We start from the raw sequence: 18,063 nt of genomic DNA on the forward strand, positions 1-18,063 counted from the left end.
CTTTTCCTCGGCGCCGCGTCCGCACCGATCGGGCCGTGGCGGCTGGCCGGTGGCGGCGCCCGATCCGAGCTCTGGGCGTAGATCTTCTACTTGACCTGGATGTCGGGGTGTGCCGCGTTCCAGGTCTCCACGGCCTTGTCGTAGCCGAAGTTCTCGCCGCCGCCGAAGGTGTGCACGGTGATGGTCACCGGCTCGGCCGCGGCGGTGGCGCCGCCGTCGCCCGCCGCGGGCTTGGCGGGCTCGCTGGAACCGCACGAGGTGATGGCCAGGGCGGTGGCCGCCATGACCGCTACGGCGGCGAGCGTGCCGTGCCGCTTGTTGTTCAACATTTCCGGACCCCTCTCAGGTGGTCGCCCGAATCATTGGGAGGTGACACCGCGGGCCGCTCCCCGACAAACACGGCCTCGCGGTGCGGTGGTTCCTCAATATGTTTTGGGAGCGCTCCCACGAGGAGTGGGCGACGGGCAACCGGAACGTCAATATGCCGAAACTCAACCGTTACATCTGATCGTTTTAGGTGGGATTATCGGCATGAAGTAAGGATATACCCCTTCATTGGGGCAGTTGGGAGCGCTCCCATCTCACGGATATACAGTCAGGGCATTTCGTGTCCGTGCGGAGGCCCGCCGGGGAGCGGCGGACAGCCCGCCGAGCTCCGGTCGAGGGCCTCCGCCCCCGGTCCGGTGTTCGGTGAAACCCGCTAGGCTTATCCAAGACGTTGAAGGGTGAACCGCGAACCGACAGACCCGACCATCAGGTCGGGTGCTGGAATCCCCGGCTTTCGAGCCATGGGAGGGCGTCAATCCAGGCGGCGAAACGGCCGGGTAAGCGAGTTGTCGGTCGCCGAAAGGTCTCCGGCAAGGAAGATCTCATCGAGTACCACGGCGGCGGGGAGGCATCCGGCGGGCTGTCCAGGCAAACTATGCCCATGAGTCGACGTTCACGGTGGGCGGCGCTCCTGGCGGGACCCGCCGCCGCCCTGATGGTGGCGGGCTGCACCACTGACGGCGGAGCGCTCCGACCCGACACGGAGCTGACCAGAATGTCGAGCCCCAGCGCCGCGCCCGGCCCCGGCCTGTTCGCTGTCAACTCGCAGCGACTCAGCGGCCTCATCGTCATCGACGTCCAGGGATACGTCCTCTACCGTAGTGACGCCGACGACGCGAGCCCGTCACGTTCGGCCTGCGTCGACGAGTGCGCCGAGATCTGGCGCCCGATGCCGGTCAGCGACATCGGGAGGCTGCGGATCGTCGGCATAGACCGGGGAAAGATCGGCAGGGTCATCAGGCCCGACCGCACCGAGCAGCTCACCCTCTCGGGGTGGCCGCTGTACGGTTACAGCGGTGATCGCATGCCGGGTGACACCAGCGGGCACGGCCGGAACGGCTGGTTCGCCATCTCACCCGCCGGAGCCAGAGCCGGCCGCTCCACTCCCTGACGCTGCCTCGCCACGACACCGCGGTGAGCGTCATCGCCTGTCAGGCGGAGGCTCGTCGGGCAGGGTCATGATCGCGGCAGTGCCCCCTCCGGGCGCCGGATGAAGCCGCAGCGCCCCACCGTGCAGCTCCGCCACCCATAGTGCGATGGTCAGACCCAGGCCGGTGCCGTCCGCCGCATCGCTCCGGAAACGCTGCGCCGGTCGGCCGTCCGGACCCGGACCCGGACCGGCATCCTTGATCATAACCATGCCGGCGGTGACGACGAGGGTGATCGTCGCGGGTTCGGCACCGGTCCGGCCATGCCGGACGGCGTTGTGGACCAGATTGCGGATGGCGATGCGGACCAGGGTCGGGTCACCGCTCGCCACCGTGGGCGAGACCGACACCGCCGCCGTGTGCGGCGGCTGCACGGTCTCGGTCACCACCTCTTCGGCCAGCTGGTCGAGGCGGAACGGCTGCCGCTGGAGCTCTCGCAGCCCGGCGACGAGACGCGCCCGCATGAGCAGCGCCTCAACCGAGTCGGCAAGCCGTTCGGTGGAGCGCAAAACCTGCCGCAACGCCTGAGACTGCTGGCCGGGATCTTTGATCGCGGCCTCCGACAGTGCCCGGATGACCGTCAGAGGGGTGCGCAGCTCATGCGCCGCGTCGGCGACGAACCGCTCCTGCTGGCCCAGCGCCTCGACAGCCGGCCGGGTGCCCCGCCGGGCCAGCAGATGCCCGCCGAAGCCGGCCAGGAGTGTGAACACCGCTCCTCCGATGAACAGGATCCACCCCAGCCGCCGATGGGCCCGCTGAACGGGCTCAAGATCGACCGCGACCACGATGGTGCCCGACACCACTCCGGTGACGGCGTGCGAGAACGGGACCGCGAGCAACCGTGAACGACGCCCCACGCTGGTGACGGTCGCGGCGAGCTCGCCGCGCCCCTGCCAGACGGGCCGGGCGAGGCCGCGCAGAACCTCTGGCGCGATCACCGGCAGGCTCGACGGATACGCGAAGACGAGGCGGACGTCGGTGCGGGTACCTTCGTACACGTGCACCGCGGTCGGGCCCTTCGACGCCGGATCGGCGAAGAGGCGGTCCAGCCGCAGCGCGCCGGACTCGTAGTACAGCAGGGCTTTCGCGGTCCGGGCGGTGCGCTCCAGCTCCGCCTTGACGAGACCGTCGCGCTGCTGCTGGTCGACGACCATCGCGACGGTTCCCATGCCGGCCAGACCCATCACATTGAGAGCTGTCAGCAGCAGGGCCAGGCGGATCCGAAGCCCGTTGAGGCGCCCGGTCGTCTGCAGGTGCGTCGGCTGCGCCCCCTTCTGCCCCCTGCCGCCGGGACCGGGGCCGCGAAGACGTAGCGGGTTCACAGCCGCACGGGCCCGGCCCGGTAACCGGTACCCCGCATAGTGAAGATCACGGCAGGCTCACCGAGCTTGCGTCTCAGCTGGTTGACGACGACGTCCACCACATTGGACGCCGGGTCGGCCCGCTCGTCCCAGCAGTGCTCGATGAGCTCGGTACGGGTGACGACGGCCGGTTGGTGGGTCATCAGGATCTCAAGGACCGCGAACTCCTTGGGCGTGAGGGTTTGCAGCACCCCGGCACGGCGGACCTCCCGGCGGGCCACGTCGAGTGTGACGTCACCGACGCGCAGGATCGGCGGGACCATCGTGGTGCGGCGCCGGCACAGGGCGCGCACCCGCAAGACCAGTTCGTCGGTGGAGAACGGCTTGGTCAGATAGTCGTCGGCGCCGGCCTCCAGGCCTGCCACCCGGTTGCTGATGTCGTCGAGCGCGGTCAGCATGATCGCTGGTATGGCCATGCCGGCCTGACGGCGCCGGTGGAGCTCGTCGGCCGAGTCGCCTTCCGGGAGCATCCGGTCGAGGATCAGGCAGTCGTAGTCGTTGACGCTCATGCTGAGGTCGGCCTGGCTCCAGTTGGCCGCCTCGTCGACGGCGAAGCCGGCCGAACGCAGCCCGGAGACGACGACACCACGCACGTCGGGATCATCCTCGACGACGATCACACGCATGGGACGAGGGTAGCGACCTGCCGGGGAAGTTCAAGACGAGGGTGGCGACCTGCCGGGGAAGTTCAACCAGCCGCGTGCGGAGCGGGCCGGGGGCGTCCGAGCGTTCAGCCGCCCGGTCACCGCGCGTGATCACAGGGCATCGCGGAACTCGCATGAAGGCTCCTGACGAACCTCTCCTCCGGAGATCGGATCGGTTCCCGTTTCCGTGGTCCATCTCGCCCTTCACCGGATCTTCATCGAATCCTCATGATCATCATCGCAGAATTCATGTCGGGTGACCGCGACGCGGAACGCCCCCGTACGCTGTGGCATCCGCCAGGCGGCGGCTGGACGGCCTAGACGCCTGGAGGCGATCGATGCGCAGCGCCCGCCGGTTGACCGCCTTCGCCGCGGCGGCGCTGCTGGCAGCCGTGCCGGGGTGCGCCGACATCGGGGGGCGCGTCCCGGATCCGGGGCGCTGTGGCCTGCGTGTCGCCTTCTTCGGGCCACTCACCGGCGAGTCCATGAACCTCGGGCGCAACATGCGCGAAGGCGCGCTGCTCGCCGTCGAACAGCACAACGCCCGCAATCCGGCCTGCCCCGTCGGGCTCGTCGACTTCGACACCCAGGGTGATCCGAAGCAGGCGCCCGAACTCGCTCAGCAGGTCGTCGCCGACCCCGCGATCATCGGTGTCGTCGGGCCGGCGTTCTCCGGCGAGTCGCACGCCGCCAACCCGATCCTGAACCAGGGCGGGGTCAGCACCATCACCCCGGCGGCCACCGACCCCGGCCTCAGCCGCTGGGGGCGATCGACCTTCCATCGCATCCTGGGCAGCGACGCCGCGCAGGGACCGGCGGTCGGCCGGTACATCAAGGAGAGGCTGCTCGCGCGGAAGGTGTTCGTCATCGACGACATGAGCCCCTACGGGCGCGGCCTCAGCGAGTTGGTCATGAAGGAACTTGGCTCGCTGGTGGTGCAGAGCGCCTCGGTTCAGCCGAATGCGGTCGACTTCCGCAGCGCGGTCTCCGAGGTCGAATCGGCAGCCCCCGACGTGATCTTCTTCGGCGGTTACTACACCCAGGCCGGCCGGCTCCTGCGCGAGCTGCGCGACGCGGGCGTGAGCGCCGTCTTCGTCTCGGGCGACGCGGTCAAGGACGACGGATTCGTCCGCACGGCGGGGGCCAAGGCCGCCGAGGGTGCGGTTCTCACCTGCCCGTGCCGGCCGCCGGAGGAGGATCCCGGGTTCGCCCGGCGCTACCGGATCCGTTTCGACCACGACCCGGGCACCTACAGCGCGGAGGCCTACGACGCCGCCACCGTCTTCCTTCGGGGCATCGACGCAGGCAGGACGCGACGCTCTGACATGGAGGAGTTTGTCGACGGCCACTCCGGCGCCGGTATCACTACGAAGATCCGATTCAACGGCGACGGCGAGCTCGCCAGATCCTCGGTCACGGTGTGGGCCTATCGGGTCCGCGGCGGCCGGATCGTCGCCGACGACAGGCCGATCCCCGGAAACTGACCGCACAGGAGATCAGAGATCATGACAAGCACCCCGATCGCTTATCGGATCCCCGGCCCGACCGCGTCGCCCCCCCTCACGAGGTCACCGTCCGCCGGACGCCACGACTGCGCGAGCGGCAACGTCCACCGCGCCCTCGCGGAGGCTCCGATCGGCGGGTACGGCATGCTGGAGGCGGCGCTCGCCTGGCAACATCTGCGCCCTGCCGGACCCGGGAACACCGGCGGGGGGACACCCGCCACAGCGTCGCGTCATCTTCCCGTCGTGGAGACGCGCAGCGAGGCGGTGGCGGCACGGATCGCCCGGCTGCTGTCAGGGCTGGCCTGGGCCATCGTCACCCAGGCCGACGCCGGCGACACCGGCTTCAAGCGGTCGCCGGCCGTGCGCGTCGAGGTACCCAGAACACTACACCGTAGGGTCCTGCGGGCGTTGACCAACGCGTGGCGCGACGCCCGGCGGCAGTTCGACCCGCGCGTCCCGGGCACCGCCACCGACGACGACGCGGCCATCGCCCTGTGGCGCATGGGCATTCTCGTCGCCGGGCTCGGTCCCAGCCACAACATGGTCTACCTGCATACCGGCACGTCCACGATGGCCGAGATGATGGCAGCCGCCGCCAGGCGTCTCGGACTCACCCCGATCGTGGACAATGTCCACGGCGCTCCGGCGGTAGCCCTCTACCACCTGGGTGAGGTGCACTGGCTGCTCGCGGAAGCGGGAGCGGGAGGCGCGGCGACCGGGTGGGTGCGCGGCGGCCGTCCCGCCGGTGCCGCCGGTACCGGCGTCGGACCCTGGCCGTGAAATAGGCCTGACCGCCGAGCAGTTCGGAACCGTCCCTGCTCGGGCTGGTCCGGAACCTGCTGCGGCAGCGCACCACGCGCTGGTACAGTCAGTCGCGGTCGAACGCGTGAGCGATAACCAAGCTCGCAACCTTGGCCATTACTCACCGCCGGGAGGGCGGAGCCCACGTCACCCGGAACGGGATCGTGGGCTGGGGCGTGGAAACCCCCGTAAACGGGGCCGGAAGGTGAACCGCCAAGCAACAGCATCGCGACCATGCGCAGAGCCGCACGGTTGGGACGGCTGGAATCCCCCGGATTCATCCGTGGGGAGCGCTTCAAGCGAAGGAGTCGCGAAGGCGGCCGGGGGAACGCCGTCAGGGGCTCCGCGCGAGCGAGCGGAGCCCCTGGACGAGTGCGGATCGGCCCGCGTTCACCGGCGGGGGCCGGGTGCCCGCCCCATGGGGGATGGTGCGGGCGGCGGGTGTGGATCAGTTGGAGTAGACGGGGTAGCCGTAGCCGACGACCTGGGAGACGGGCCGGATGCGCTGCTCGACGTTGCCGTTGCCGGTATTGCCCTCGATCGTGGTGATCGTGCCGTCTCCGTTGTCCTTCTTCACGAAGCCGACATGGTCGATGCCGTCAATGCTCTTGCTACCGGCCCAGTCGAAGTAGACGACGGCGCCGGGGGTGGGGGTGGTGCCCCAGTGCTTGTTCTCCTTGAACCACTTGGCGTGGGTGACGGTGTAGGCGTCCCAGCCCATCGTGGGCCGGATGCCGGCCATCTCGCCGACCCAGGAGACGAACATCGCGCACCAAGGGGCGTTGGCGTAGCCGCGCAGGGTGCCGCCGTCGCGGGCGACGGTCTCCTGGGCGCGCGGGGAGGACATGTACCACGAGTGGAACTTGGTCCCGCCGCCCTGGGCGTTCTCGTGGACGCCGATCTGCTTGGAGGCGAGGTCCAGGACCTGCGCGGCGGAGACCTTGGGCAGCCTCTCGGCCGCGGTCTCGAGCGGGGTGCTCGCGAGCCTGTTCTGCGAGGCATCGGAGACCTTCGCGTCGGCGGGCGGCGCGTTCAGGGCGGTGTGGCTGTCGGCCAGGGCGGCGGAGCCCACGGAGCCGGTCGCCAGGACGACGCAGGCGCCCAGGAGGGCGCTCACCACGCGGGGGGCGCTGAGGGTGGGGGTGAGGCGGTTCTTGGTCATACTGGGGTTCGACTCCTTGCTTCGCTTCCATGCCGCCTACCGGGTTAGCTGACGGGTTCGGGCTGGGAAGTGCCCTACGGCGCGAGAACGCGCTGATTCACCCCAGGAACGTGGTTCCCCGGTTCCGCAGACCTCGCGGATTCGGCGGCCGTGCTCACCGCGGGCGGGGGTTCCGCCCAGGTGGAGCGCGGTCGGGCAATGTGACGGCAATGCGTAGACCTATACAGACCCAGACATTTGCCATGAACAGGACGAACGTACGTCACCCGGGCAGACGATTACAAGTAGGACACATTGCTCTGACTTGGTAAAACGTCAGATTTGAGGGGTTGGGGCGGGAAGTCGCTTGGTCGGGGAAGGGGGTGGATCGCGCCCGTTCCCGGCCGGTCGCGTCGGCTGGGGTCGCCGCGCCGTCATGGGCGGGATCCCCTGTTTTTCCGGTGCTCCGGGCGTGTGGTACCCGCCGGTGGACCGCCTGTCCCGGGGTGCTACGGCATGATCGGGGGCCCATGGGTAGGAGGGGACGGGTCGACTTTTTCTTGAACAAGTATTCGATGGTAAAAAGTGCGGAGAGGCTGCGTCCCTCCCCCTCGGGAGGCTCGAACATGGTCCGGCGACAGGGTGCTGCCCCGAAGACGGCCTCGCCCCGAAGACGATCATGACGGACGCGCGTGGGCGGCTGTTCACCCGCAGTTCCCAGGCGCTTAAGGCCACCGGGTTAGCTTGGGTCAGTCGTGAACGGGTCATTACCCGGCGTGGAGGACGGTCGAGACCACGCGCGGGAGCAGGGTTCGGCCATCGCCTGGGTGGAATCCCCGCTGCAGATGCTCTGCGCCGTGGAGGCCCACCACGCAGGGCTGCTCGGCGCCCGCAGCCACCTCGTGCCCAGGGCGAGGCTACGCCCCCTGGCCGTGACGGGACGTGAGCTCGGCCGCCTCACCCTGCCGCCGGGCCTGGAGCTCACCGCCGCGCGGCCGGACATGCCCAGGCCGCGCCGGGGCGCGACCTGGGCGGTGGGCGACGCCTTCTCCGGCAAGGTCCAGCTCCGCTGGCTCACCGGGCTCCCTGGCCGGATCGTGATCGTCGACGACGGGCTGGCCACCATCAGGCTCCTGGAGCTGCTCGTCGGCCACGCGGGTACGCCCCTGCTGAGAGCCAGGGGAAAGGCGGGACGGTTCAGAACCGTCCTCGGTGCGGCGGCCGGACTCAGGTTGCGCGCCGCCGCCCGCTCGGGGCGGTTGTCGATCTTCACAGCGCTGCCCGTCCCCGTGGACCTGGCGAAGGCCGTACGGGCGGGAGGGGCCGAGCTGGTCACCCACGACTTCGCCTGGCTGCGGTCACAACCGCTGCGCAGGCCACGTCCCGAGGAGCGCACGGTCGTCCTCGGCACCTCGCTGGTCCGCAACGGCCTGATCCATCGAGACCACTACCTCGGCTGGCTGGCCGCTCTCGGCTCGGCCGGGCCGGTGGCCTACTTCCCGCACCGCAGGGAGGACCCCCACGATCTCGCCGGTGTCGGGGAGCAGCCCGGCATCACCGTCTACGACGGTGGGATCCCCGCCGAGATCACTCTGCGCGGGCTGGCCGCCGGGCAGCGGGTGCTGAGCCTGCCGTCCACCGCGGTCACCTCCCTGCGGGTCCTGCTCTCGGCCAGGGGCGTCTCGATCGAGACGGTTGACGTCCCGGACGAGTGGTGGACGGCGGAGGCGGCCCCCTCGCTCCGCTCCCACCTGTCGATGTTCGCCCATCACGACACGGGAGCCACCGGGGCATGACCTTGTGACCTTGTGACCTCGTGACCTCATGGCCTCGCGGCCGGAGCCCGAGGGCGCGCCGCCCCCGGGATGCGAGCCGCGCCGTGTCCACCCATGTGAAACCGGATATGCACCCGGGGGATCCCCGTTGGAGGTTCTCGTTGAAGGTCCTGGCCGTGGCCGATTCCGACTCCTACCTGAAGTGGGCGGCCTGCCTGCTGCGGGACCTGCCCTCGGGATGTGTGCGGGAGTTGGCGGTCATCCGCACCCCCATCACCCCGTCCCCGGCGCAGATCCGCGCCGCGGTCGCGGGCTCGTCGGAGGATCCGCCCGTGCTCTCGGCCCGCGCGCTGCGCCGGGCGGCGGAGCGGTTCAGGCCTGACGTGGTGCTCGCCGCCTGCACCGGGCCCGTGGTGGACGTGCTGGTCAGTGAGGTGCTGGCCGGGTTGCGGCCACGGCCCGTGTTCGTCTCGGGCCTTCCGGGCATCTCCGTCCCCGCCACCGAGAAGGCCTGGCTGTTTCGCAGCGGATGCGAGCTGTTCGTGCTGCACAGCGGGCGGGAGGTCGAGGAGTTCTCGGCGATGGGTCGTGAACTGGGCGGGGGCGGCCAGGTGGGGCTGGCCCGGCTGCCGTTTCTGCGCGGCCAGGAGGAGGTCGCCCGCATCGGGCCGCGGGACCGGGTGGTGTTCGCCACCCAGGCCAAGGTGCCCAGGCGGAAGGAGGAGCGCGAGCGCATCCTGCTCGCCCTGGCCGAGCTGTCCGGGCGGCGACCGGATCTGGACGTCGTCGTCAAGCTCCGCGCCCTGGACACCGAGCGGCAGACCCACAACGAGCGCCACCACTACCAGCGCCTGTGGCAGTCGCTCGTGGGGGAGGGCAGGGTGAGCGCCGAGGCCGTGCGCTTCGCGGTGGGGTCCATGCACGAACACCTGGCCCACGCGGCCGGGTTCGTCACCGTCAGCTCGACCGCCGCGCTGGAGGCGATCGCCCAGAAGGTGCCCCTGCTGGTGCTGTCGGACTTCGGGGTGGGCGCCGAGATGATCAACCTGGTCTTCGAGGGCAGCGGCCTGCTCGGCACCCTCGACGACCTTTCCGCGGGGCGCTTCCTGGCCCCGGACGAGGCCTGGTGCAGGGACAACTACTTCCATCCCGGCGACGAGAGCGACTGGGTCTCACGGATGGTCTCCCTGGTCGGGCAGGCCCGCTCGGAGCGTCTGGTCCCCGCCAGGTCCCTGCTCGACGGCCCCGAGTACGCCGCCGCCCGCCGTCGCGCCCGGATGCGTGTGGAGGTCCCGCCGAACGTGCTGCGCGCCGGCTACCGCGCCAAGCGCCGAATGCGCCGCTACCTCAGGGCACTGGGCTAGTGATCCGTTTCTCGAAGCGGGTAGGTCGGATCACCGGCGGCCGAGGGGGGATGTTCACGCACTCCGGCCGGCGAAGCGGCGGATCAGAGCCTGTTTGTCGATCTTACCGACCGCGGTGACCGGGAGGTCCTGGACGGTTTCGATCCGGTCGGGCACCTTGAAGGCGGCCAGTCCGCGGCCCATCAGGTGCAGGCGCAGCTCCGGCAGGGTCGGCGGTCGGGACCAGGGCACCACGACCGCGCACAGCTGCTCGCCGTAGCCGGTGCCGGGCAGGCCGATGGCGACGCCGCGGCGGATCGCGGGGTGGGTGAGCAGGTGGGCCTCCACCTCCTCGGCCGAGACGCTCTCGCCACCTCTGTCGATGGTGTCCTTGATCCGGCCTTCGACGACGAGGTGTCCGCTGGGCAGGACGCGGACCAGGTCGCCGGAGCAGTAGTAGCCGTCGGGGGTGAAGGCGGTGGCGTTGTGCTCGGCGGCCCGGTAGTAGCCGCGCAGCGTGTACGGCCCGCGGACCAGCAGTTCGCCGACCTCACCCGGTGCGATGTCGTGGCCGTCGGCGTCCACGACGCGCAACTCGTCCTCGGCACTGAGGGGACGTCCCTGGGTGTGCTCCACCAGGTCGATGTCGTCGTCGGCGCGGGTGTAGTTGAGCAGGCCTTCTGCCATGCCGAACACCTGCTGGACGGCGCAGCCCAGGCCGGCCGGGATGAGGCGGGCGGTCTCGGCGGACAGCTTGGATCCGCCGGCCTGCAAGAGTTTGAGGGAGGTCAGGTCCGCGGGGTCCCACTCGGCGGCCTCCAGCCACAGTGGTACCAGTGGTGGGACCAGGGCGGTGATGGTGATCTGCTCGGCTTCGATCAGGGCGAAGGCGTCGGAGGGGGCAGGCGAGGGGGACAGGACCACCTTCCCGCCGGCACCGAGCGTGCCCAGGACGCCGGGGCAGGCCAGTGCGAAGTTGTGCGCCACCGGCAGGCAGGCCAGGTAGGCCGCATCGGCGTTCAGGCCGCAGATTTCGGCGCTGGCCCGGGCGTTGAAGCCGTAGTCCTGGTGGGTGCGCGGGATGAGCTTGGGCGCGCCGGTGGTCCCGCCGGACACCAGTAGCAGGGCCAGGTCGGAGGGGTCGGGGTCGGCGTGCGGCACCGGGTCGGCGTCGACCTGGTGCAGCGGGGTGAACGGGCCGGGCTCGCCGGCCACCAGGACGTGGCGTAGGTCCGGGGCCTCGGCCAGGACGGCGGTGGCCAGATCGCGGTAGTCGAATCCGCCGGCCTGGTCGGGGATGACGTAGGCGACGGCACCCGACAGCCGGGCCAGGTGGCCGATCTCGGTGATCCGGTGGGCGGGCAGGGTGAGGACCGGCACCGCTCCCAGGCGTGCCAGGGCGAAGAACAGGACCACGAACGCGCCGATGTTGGGCAACTGGACCAGGACTCGGTCGCCGGGACGGATGCCCAGGCCTGCCAGTCCGGCGGCCATCCGGTCGGCGCGCCGGTCGAGGTCGTGGTAGGTGAGACGGTCCTCGCCGGCCACCAGCGCGGTGTTCTCGCCGTAGGCGCGGGTCCATTCGGTGAGCAGGGTTCCGAGTGTGCGGCCGTCCCAGATGCCCTGTTCGCGGTAGCGGGCGGCCAGGTCGGGCGGCCAGGGGGTGAGGCCGGAGGGTAGCGAGGGGGGAGCGGCTGAGGGCATCGAAGCTCCAGCGGAGTCAGGGTTTCCATCGGGGATTCGCGCCGCACGATTGTGCGACACGGGCCTGCAAGATTAACTTAGGTCAGGCTAACCAAACTTTCTTTAGGTTAGCCTACCCAAATAAAAATCTACCCTATGTTCGACCGGAGGCCCCGGATGTCCCAGCGTCCGTTCACCCTCACCCCGATGGGCCGGCGGAAGTTCCTTGCCACCCGAGCACATGGTCCCCTCCGTCGTGATGGCGCTGTCGGCCCTGCCGCTGCTGCCCAACGGCAAGCTGAACCGGGCCGCTTCACGCACAAGACCCCGGCCGCGCTCGCCGCCGCTTCGGCCTCCTCCCAGCGCACAGCCGTCCCCCGACCCGTCCGCACCATCAAGCAAGTAAAGGACACCCTCACTCCATGCTGACGATCGACGATCTCCGGCAGATGGCCACCGAGTTGCTCGGTCCAGGTACCACCCCGCCAGGCGACCACGACGATCTGATCGCCTTCGGACTGGACTCGATCCGATTCATGCAGATCGCCAACCGCTGCCGGCGAGCCGGCTTGACCATCGGCTTCGGCGACCTGGCCCGCACCCCCACCTTGGCCGAATGGTCGCGCCTGATCGCTCCCTCACCCGACCCCGAACCCGAACTTGAACCGGCCTCGGTGCTCGTGGACGCGAGCGGCCCGTTCCCGCTGGCCTCGATGCAGCACGCCTACTGGGTCGGCCGGGGTGGATCAGCTGACCTCGGCGCGGTCGCCGCCCACCTCTACACCGAGTTCGACGGCCACGGCGTCGACCCGGTCAGGCTCGGCGCCGCGGTCGCCGCGCTGGCCGACCGGCACCCGATGCTGCGCGCCCGCATCACCGACGACGGCCGGCAGGTGATCGAAGAATGGAGCCGAGGGGAGGAGCCGGAGGTTCTTGACCTGCGCGAGGCCACCCCGCAGGAAGCCGAACGCCGCCTGGCGGAGCTGCGCGACCGGCTCTCCCATCAGCTCCTCGACGTGGCCGCCGGCCGCATGTTCGACATCAGGGTCACCCTGCTGCCCGGCGGCGGCACCCGGGTGCACGTGGACGTCGACATGCTCGCCGCCGACGCCCGCAGCTACCGGGTGCTGCTGTCCGACCTGGTCGCCCTGTACCGGGACCCCGCCGCGCGGCTTCCCGAGATCGGCTGCACCTTCGCCGGCTACCAGGCGGCCCGCGGCGCCCAGCGCCCGGCCGAGCGCGATGTCACCTGGTGGCGCGAGCGGGTGCCGAACCTGCCCGGCGCGCCGGCCCTGCCCCTGCGCGCCGACTCCGCGGAGCCCGACCGGGTCACCCGGCTGCACCACTGGCTCTCTCCGGCCGAACGCGACCGGCTCACCACCTTGGCGCGCGCCCGCGGCCTCACCCCCGCGGTCGCCGTGGCAACCGTGTTCGCCGAGGTCGTCGGGGCCTGGAGCGGTGAGCCGCGATTCCTGCTCAACGTGCCGCTGTTCGACCGCCGTCCGCTGCACCCGGATGTGGACAACCTGGTCGGTGACTTCACCAGCTCGATCATGCTGGAGGTGGACCTGACCGAGCGGCGCACCTTCGCGCAGCGAGCCGCCCAGGTCCAGGAACGCATGCACGAGGCCGCGGCGCACTCCTCCTATCCGGGGCTGGACGTCCTGCGCGACCTGGCCCGCGAGCAGGGCGCGCCGGTGCTGGCCCCCGTGGTGTTCACCAGCGCCCTGGACCTGGGCGAGTTGTTCGGCCCCGAGGTCGAATCCTGCCTGGGCGAGGCGGTGTGGATCGTCTCCCAAGGGCCGCAGGTACTGCTCGACGCGCAGATCACCGAGTTCCACGGCGGGCTGCTCGCCAACTGGGACATACGCGCCGGGGCGTTTCCCGACAGCCTGCCCGAGGACATGTTCGCGGCCTTCCGCACGCTGCTGGCCAGGATCGGCGACCCCGAAGCCTGGGACGAGCCCGTCGGGCCACTGCTGCCCGCCGCCGCCCTGAAGGTCCGGGCCGAGGCCAACGACACCGACGGCCCGCTGCCCGCCCTCCCGCTGCACCGGCTCTTCTTCGACCAGGCCGCCCGCACCCCGCAGGCGCCCGCCCTGCTCGGACCCGGAGGGCCGGTCGCCTACGGCGAGCTGGCGGAACAGGCCTTGCGGGTGGCCGGAGCGCTCCGCGCGCACGGCGTACGCGACGGCGACCCGGTCGCGATCCGCCTGCCCAAGGGCCCCGAGCAGGTGGTGGCCGTCCTCGGCGTGCTCGCCGCCGGAGGCCACTACGTACCGATCGGCGTCGAGCAGCCGCAGGCCAGAGCCGAACGGATCACCACCCGGGCCGGGGTCGGCGTGGTGCTCGGCCAGAACCTGCCCTACCAGGACGCGGTGAGCTGGCCGGAGCCGCTGGCCGAGCCGGTCGCGACCGCACCCGAGGCGATCGCCTACGTGCTGTTCACCTCGGGATCGACCGGCGAGCCGAAGGGCGTGGAGGTCTCCCACCTCGCCGCGGCCAACACCGTCGCCGATCTCGCCGACAGGTTCGCCCTCGGCCCGGCCGACCGGACGCTCGCGCTGTCGGCGCTCGACTTCGACCTGTCGGTCTTCGACGTCTTCGCGCCGCTGTCGACCGGCGGCGCCGTGGTCACCGTCGAGGAGGAGGCGCGCCGTGACGCCGCGTCCTGGGCGCGGGAGGTACGCACGCATCAGGTGAGCGTGCTCAACTGTGTGCCGAGCCTGCTCGACATGCTGCTGACGGCCGCCGAACGCGACCCGCTCGGCCCGACCCTGCGCGCGGTCCTGCTCGGCGGCGACCGGGTCGGCGTCGACCTGCCGGCCCGGCTCGTCGCCCAGGTACCCGGCTGCCGCTTCGCCGGTCTGGGCGGCACCACCGAGACCGCGATCCACTCCACTTTCCAGGAGGTCACCGCAGGCCGCGTCCCCGCAGGCTGGACCGGCGTCCCGTACGGCACGCCGCTGCGTAACGTGCGCTGCCGGGTGGTCGACGCCCAAGGCCGGGACTGCCCCGACTGGGTGCCCGGCGAGCTGTGGATCGGCGGCGCGGGCGTGGCGGACGGCTACCGCGGCGACCCCGAGCGCACCGCCGACCGGTTCGTCCCCCTGGACGGTGTGCGCTGGTATCGCACCGGTGACCGGGCCAGGTACTGGCAGGACGGCACGATCGAGTTCCTCGGCCGTGCCGACCACCAGGTGAAGATCCGTGGCTTCCGGATCGAGCTCGGCGAGGTCGAGGCGGCCCTGGGCGCCCACCCCGCCGTGCGCCAGGCCACCGCCCTGGTCCTCGGGACCGGTGCACCGCGGCTGCACGCCGTCGTGGCCGCGGCCGGCGGCCTCACCGAGGAGGAGATCACCGCGCACGCGGCCGAACGGCTGCCCGCGCACATGATCCCGGACCGGGTGGTCGTCGTCGACGCGCTGCCGCTGACCGGCAACGGCAAGGTCGACCGCCGTGCGCTGACCGCTCTGGTCACCGCCCAGGCGCAGGCACCCGGGCAGGCAGAGCCGGTCACCGCGCTGGAACAGGTGATCGCCCTCATCTGGGCTCGGGCGCTCGGGCTGGAAAAGGTGGGCAGAGACGACGACTACTTCCTGCTCGGTGGCGACTCGGTGCTGGCCACTGTGATCGTCGGCAGACTACGGGACGTGCTGGACACCGACGCGGTCTCGGTTCACGACGTCCTGCGGCACCCGACGGTGGCGCGGCTGGCCGCCCAGGTCCGTGACGACCGCACCGCTCAGGTCGCCGAGATCTACCTGGAGATCGAGGCCATGACCGACGACGAGCTCAACGGTGAGTTCGACGGCGAGTCGGGCGTCGGGGAGCCGGAGGCGCCGCGCCGGTAGTCCAGAGGTGCCCCGGCGCGGCGCCTCCGGCTCAGGGGGACGTTCTCGACAGGCGGCTGCGGAGCCTGCCAAGGGGGCTCCGCCCCCGGGGGGCGGCGACCGGAGTGGTGGTCGGTGCGGCGATCAGGTCCAGGGCGGCGAGTCGCCGGTGCTTGAAGTAGCGGGCGGGGCCGCAGGCCTGGAGATAGGCCACGGTCTGCTCGCGCAGCCCCGGATACGCCTCGCTCCGCATGCAGTAGCCGACCGCGCCCACCAGGGCGGAGATGTCCACCGGCGGGGGCTCCCACAGCGAGCCGTCCGTCGACAGGCGGGGCAGCAGGGCGTCGGTGATGGTCGCCGGGATCCGGTTGCCGTTCTCGTACGGGGTGAGCCTCTCCAGGATCAGCTCGCCGCCCACCGTCGCCACCGGGAGCCCGAAATACCGCCCGGCGGTGATCAGAGCGGTGGAGAAGCAGCCGACCACGAGCTCGGGTCCGAGGGCGGCGAAGCACGACTCGGCCGGGACGGTCTCCGCCACCACGTCCAGTTCGACGTCCAGCTCGGCGGCCGTCTCGCGCAGCCGCCGGGCGTGCCGCCGCCCGGCGGCCGGGTGCGGCTTGAACAGCACGCGCGAAAACCCCCGGGCGACGAGGCCGCGCAGCATGTCGGCGTGGAGTTCCGCCTCCTCCTCGGGGGTCACGATGCCGAGGGCGGACAGGTACTGGCCGAGGATCATCGCCCGGCCCGGGGGCGGGTCGCCGGTTCGGCGGCCGGCCACGTCGAGAAAGGCCCGGTCGGGGAGGGGCTCGGCGGGCACCCCGTACTCCGACAGCAGCAGCGGCCGAAGACCCGGCACCAGGTCGAGGTGGAGCAGTCGGGTGATCCGCCCGGAGATCTCCTGCGGCAGCGGGTCGCGGGTCGGGCCGTAGCTCATCAGGCCGTCGGAGTAGACCGAGATCGGGCAGTCTCTGACCAGTCCCGCCAGCGTTCTGGCAGGGGGGACCGCGATGGACTCCAGGACCAGCTCGGCGGGCCCGTCATCCAGGGACAGGTGCGAGCAGAGCAGGCGGCCCAGCATCGGCACCTCGACGACGCGCGCCTTCCAGTCCGAGGGATGCAGCGGGGCCACGATCTCGTTCCACGAGTGGATCTCGTCGAAGCGTGGGCGCAGCGTGGCGAAACCCGGGCTCTCGTGCAGAGCCGGGGTGATCTCCGGGATGGCCGCGTTGTTGGAGACCAGCAGGATCCGGCGCCCCCGGCGGGGACCGAAACGGCCGTCGTCGATCGCCGCCGCCAGCGTCATCGCGCCGAACAGGGTCGAGGCGTAGAACAGCTGCGTCATCGGTGCTCCAGGAGGCCGAGCAGGATCTGATCGCGTTCGGCGTCCAGGGTGGTCCCGGCGAGCAGGTCGGCGGGGAGCCGCCTCAGGGCCGCGGCGCCGCGCTCCTCGAAGCGGGTACGGAGCTCGGGGGAGAACCGCTCACTCAGCTCCAGATGGTGGGCCAGCAGCGCGCGGAAGGTGCGCACCGCCTTGGGCATGAACTCCTCCTCCAGGTCCGCGAAGACCAGGTCGAAGGCGTCGAAGAAGTGCAACTGCCTGGCGTCGCCGATCCGCGTCAGCGAGCCTGTCACCATCCGCCGGTAGAACAGCCCGGCCAGCGACACCACCGCGAACGAACCCGCGTCGCGGTGCAGCCGCCAGATCCACGGCCTGTCCTCGGCGGTGTGCAGGTGCCCCGGGAAGGTCAGCAGGTCGCCGAGGTCCCGGCGGTAGATCCCCGCCCAGGCATACGGGTAGTCCACCATCGTCCTGGCGTGATCGGGCAGGATGTGGTCGCGCGGCTTCAGCACCACCTCGCGGGTGGCGAGCGGCGCCCGGTGGATCGTCCGCCTCCGGCCCTCCGCCTGCACGTGGTCGACCCGGACGAAGTCGCAGCCGAGCCGCTCGATCGCTCCGACCAGGTCCCCGAGATATCCGGGGGCGAGCCAGTCGTCGCCGTCCATGAACGTCAGGTAGCGGCCGGAGACGAGGGAGATCCCGAGGTTACGCGCGTCGGCCAGTCCGACCGGCGCGTCGTTGCGCACCACCACCAGACCGGGCAGAGCTTCGCGGAAGTCCTCGATGATCTGTCCGGTAGCGTCCACGGACCCGTCGTCCACCACGATGAACTCGAAGTCCCGCCGCGCGTTCCTGACCAGCGATGTCAACGCGTCCCCGATGTACTCCTCCGCGTCCCGCACCGGAACGACCACCGACAACTTGATCAACTTTGCCTCCCGTCCCAACTCGGACGACCCAACCAAGCCCCCCGAACCAAGCCCCCCTCACCCTCCCCTCGACGGGACGACCCGTGAGGCCGCGCCGGCGACTGGACTGAGGAGAGCGGGGTCGTGAGGAACGAGCGACCCCGCTCGACGAGGGAAGGAGTCGGGTCCCAGCGGCCTCACCGCGACGCGCCAGCGTCGCCATCGGCGCGAGCCGGATAAGAGCGGCCGAACCGC

Annotated in this window: 13 protein-coding genes and 1 riboswitch; of the genes, 6 read left to right on the forward strand and 7 right to left on the reverse strand. The window is 71.0% G+C overall.

Annotated elements, in window-relative coordinates; genetic code table 11:
* Window positions 1-86 precede the first annotated feature (86 nt).
* Complete coding sequence (locus OIE13_RS09445; protein WP_326641003.1) at window positions 87-329, reverse strand: hypothetical protein; 243 nt, start codon at window positions 327-329, stop codon at window positions 87-89.
* Window positions 330-928: 599 nt separating this feature from the next.
* Between OIE13_RS09445 and OIE13_RS09450 the strand changes: the two genes are divergently transcribed.
* Window positions 929-1,438: a hypothetical protein gene (locus OIE13_RS09450; RefSeq protein ID WP_326641001.1), complete on the forward strand. Its 510-nt coding sequence runs from the start codon at window positions 929-931 to the stop codon at window positions 1,436-1,438.
* A 30-nt stretch (window positions 1,439-1,468) separates the two neighbouring features.
* Here OIE13_RS09450 and OIE13_RS09455 read toward each other — a convergent pair whose 3' ends face one another.
* Window positions 1,469-2,797 carry a sensor histidine kinase gene (locus OIE13_RS09455; RefSeq protein WP_326640999.1) on the reverse strand — a complete coding sequence of 443 codons (1,329 nt, stop codon included), beginning with the start codon at window positions 2,795-2,797 and terminating at the stop codon, window positions 1,469-1,471.
* Window positions 2,794-3,462, reverse strand: a complete 669-nt coding sequence (locus tag OIE13_RS09460) for a response regulator transcription factor (protein WP_326640997.1) — start codon at window positions 3,460-3,462, stop codon at window positions 2,794-2,796. The genes OIE13_RS09455 and OIE13_RS09460 overlap by 4 nt, the downstream gene beginning before the upstream one ends.
* Window positions 3,463-3,818: 356 nt before the next feature.
* Here OIE13_RS09460 and OIE13_RS09465 point away from each other — a divergent pair, with 356 nt between their 5' ends.
* Together OIE13_RS09465 and OIE13_RS09470 are read left to right on the forward strand one after the other, a co-directional pair.
* Window positions 3,819-4,964, forward strand: a complete 1,146-nt coding sequence (locus OIE13_RS09465) for a branched-chain amino acid ABC transporter substrate-binding protein (protein WP_326640996.1) — start codon at window positions 3,819-3,821, stop codon at window positions 4,962-4,964.
* Window positions 4,965-4,985: 21 nt separating this feature from the next.
* Window positions 4,986-5,765 carry a hypothetical protein gene (locus tag OIE13_RS09470; RefSeq protein WP_326640994.1) on the forward strand — a complete coding sequence of 260 codons (780 nt, stop codon included), beginning with the start codon at window positions 4,986-4,988 and terminating at the stop codon, window positions 5,763-5,765.
* A 469-nt stretch (window positions 5,766-6,234) separates the two neighbouring features.
* On the opposite strand, the gene OIE13_RS09475 is transcribed toward OIE13_RS09470, so the two are convergent.
* Window positions 6,235-6,948 carry a CHAP domain-containing protein gene (locus OIE13_RS09475; RefSeq protein WP_326640991.1) on the reverse strand — a complete coding sequence of 238 codons (714 nt, stop codon included), beginning with the start codon at window positions 6,946-6,948 and terminating at the stop codon, window positions 6,235-6,237.
* 18 nt (window positions 6,949-6,966) lie between these two features.
* Window positions 6,967-7,105, reverse strand: a riboswitch (cyclic di-AMP (ydaO/yuaA leader).
* A 577-nt stretch (window positions 7,106-7,682) separates the two neighbouring features.
* Here OIE13_RS09475 and OIE13_RS09480 point away from each other — a divergent pair.
* Both OIE13_RS09480 and OIE13_RS09485 read left to right on the forward strand, forming a co-directional pair.
* On the forward strand, window positions 7,683-8,723 hold the full coding sequence (locus OIE13_RS09480; RefSeq protein ID WP_326640989.1) for a hypothetical protein: 1,041 nt from the start codon (window positions 7,683-7,685) through the stop codon (window positions 8,721-8,723).
* Window positions 8,724-8,863: 140 nt separating this feature from the next.
* Window positions 8,864-10,066 (forward strand): DUF6716 putative glycosyltransferase, encoded by a 1,203-nt coding sequence (locus OIE13_RS09485; RefSeq protein ID WP_326829879.1) that lies wholly within the window; start codon window positions 8,864-8,866, stop codon window positions 10,064-10,066.
* A 54-nt stretch (window positions 10,067-10,120) separates the two neighbouring features.
* Here OIE13_RS09485 and OIE13_RS09490 read toward each other — a convergent pair whose 3' ends face one another.
* Window positions 10,121-11,749, reverse strand: coding sequence for a (2,3-dihydroxybenzoyl)adenylate synthase (locus tag OIE13_RS09490; protein WP_326640986.1), 1,629 nt, complete (start codon window positions 11,747-11,749; stop codon window positions 10,121-10,123).
* Window positions 11,750-12,150: 401 nt separating this feature from the next.
* Here OIE13_RS09490 and OIE13_RS09495 point away from each other — a divergent pair, with 401 nt between their 5' ends.
* Complete coding sequence (locus OIE13_RS09495; protein WP_326640985.1) at window positions 12,151-15,582, forward strand: amino acid adenylation domain-containing protein; 3,432 nt, start codon at window positions 12,151-12,153, stop codon at window positions 15,580-15,582.
* A 31-nt stretch (window positions 15,583-15,613) separates the two neighbouring features.
* Here the strand turns inward: OIE13_RS09495 and OIE13_RS09500 are convergent, their stop codons facing one another.
* A complete protein-coding gene (locus OIE13_RS09500) occupies window positions 15,614-16,903 on the reverse strand; it encodes a polysialyltransferase family glycosyltransferase (RefSeq protein ID WP_326640983.1) in 1,290 nt (429 codons plus the stop codon).
* The gene (locus OIE13_RS09505; protein ID WP_326640981.1) at window positions 16,900-17,829 is read right to left on the reverse strand and encodes a glycosyltransferase family 2 protein; all 930 of its coding nucleotides are present in this window, start codon (window positions 17,827-17,829) and stop codon (window positions 16,900-16,902) included. Before OIE13_RS09505 ends, OIE13_RS09500 begins: the two co-directional genes overlap by 4 nt.
* Between the last annotated feature and the right edge of the window lie 234 nt (window positions 17,830-18,063).

This window comes from Streptosporangium sp. NBC_01810 (assembly GCF_035917355.1).
GTDB lineage: Bacteria > Actinomycetota > Actinomycetes > Streptosporangiales > Streptosporangiaceae > Streptosporangium.

Excerpts from the sequence above, each read along its gene's own strand:
- OIE13_RS09490 (WP_326640986.1), bottom strand. The coding sequence starts at position 11,749 with ATGCCCTCAGCCGCTCCCCCCTCGCTACCCTCCGGCCTCACCCCCTGG.
- OIE13_RS09460 (WP_326640997.1), bottom strand. The coding sequence starts at position 3,462 with ATGCGTGTGATCGTCGTCGAGGATGATCCCGACGTGCGTGGTGTCGTC.
- OIE13_RS09475 (WP_326640991.1), bottom strand. The coding sequence starts at position 6,948 with ATGACCAAGAACCGCCTCACCCCCACCCTCAGCGCCCCCCGCGTGGTG.
- OIE13_RS09450 (WP_326641001.1), top strand. The coding sequence starts at position 929 with ATGAGTCGACGTTCACGGTGGGCGGCGCTCCTGGCGGGACCCGCCGCC.
- OIE13_RS09495 (WP_326640985.1), top strand. The coding sequence starts at position 12,151 with ATGCTGACGATCGACGATCTCCGGCAGATGGCCACCGAGTTGCTCGGT.
- OIE13_RS09500 (WP_326640983.1), bottom strand. The coding sequence starts at position 16,903 with ATGACGCAGCTGTTCTACGCCTCGACCCTGTTCGGCGCGATGACGCTG.
- OIE13_RS09445 (WP_326641003.1), bottom strand. The coding sequence starts at position 329 with ATGTTGAACAACAAGCGGCACGGCACGCTCGCCGCCGTAGCGGTCATG.
- OIE13_RS09470 (WP_326640994.1), top strand. The coding sequence starts at position 4,986 with ATGACAAGCACCCCGATCGCTTATCGGATCCCCGGCCCGACCGCGTCG.
- OIE13_RS09465 (WP_326640996.1), top strand. The coding sequence starts at position 3,819 with ATGCGCAGCGCCCGCCGGTTGACCGCCTTCGCCGCGGCGGCGCTGCTG.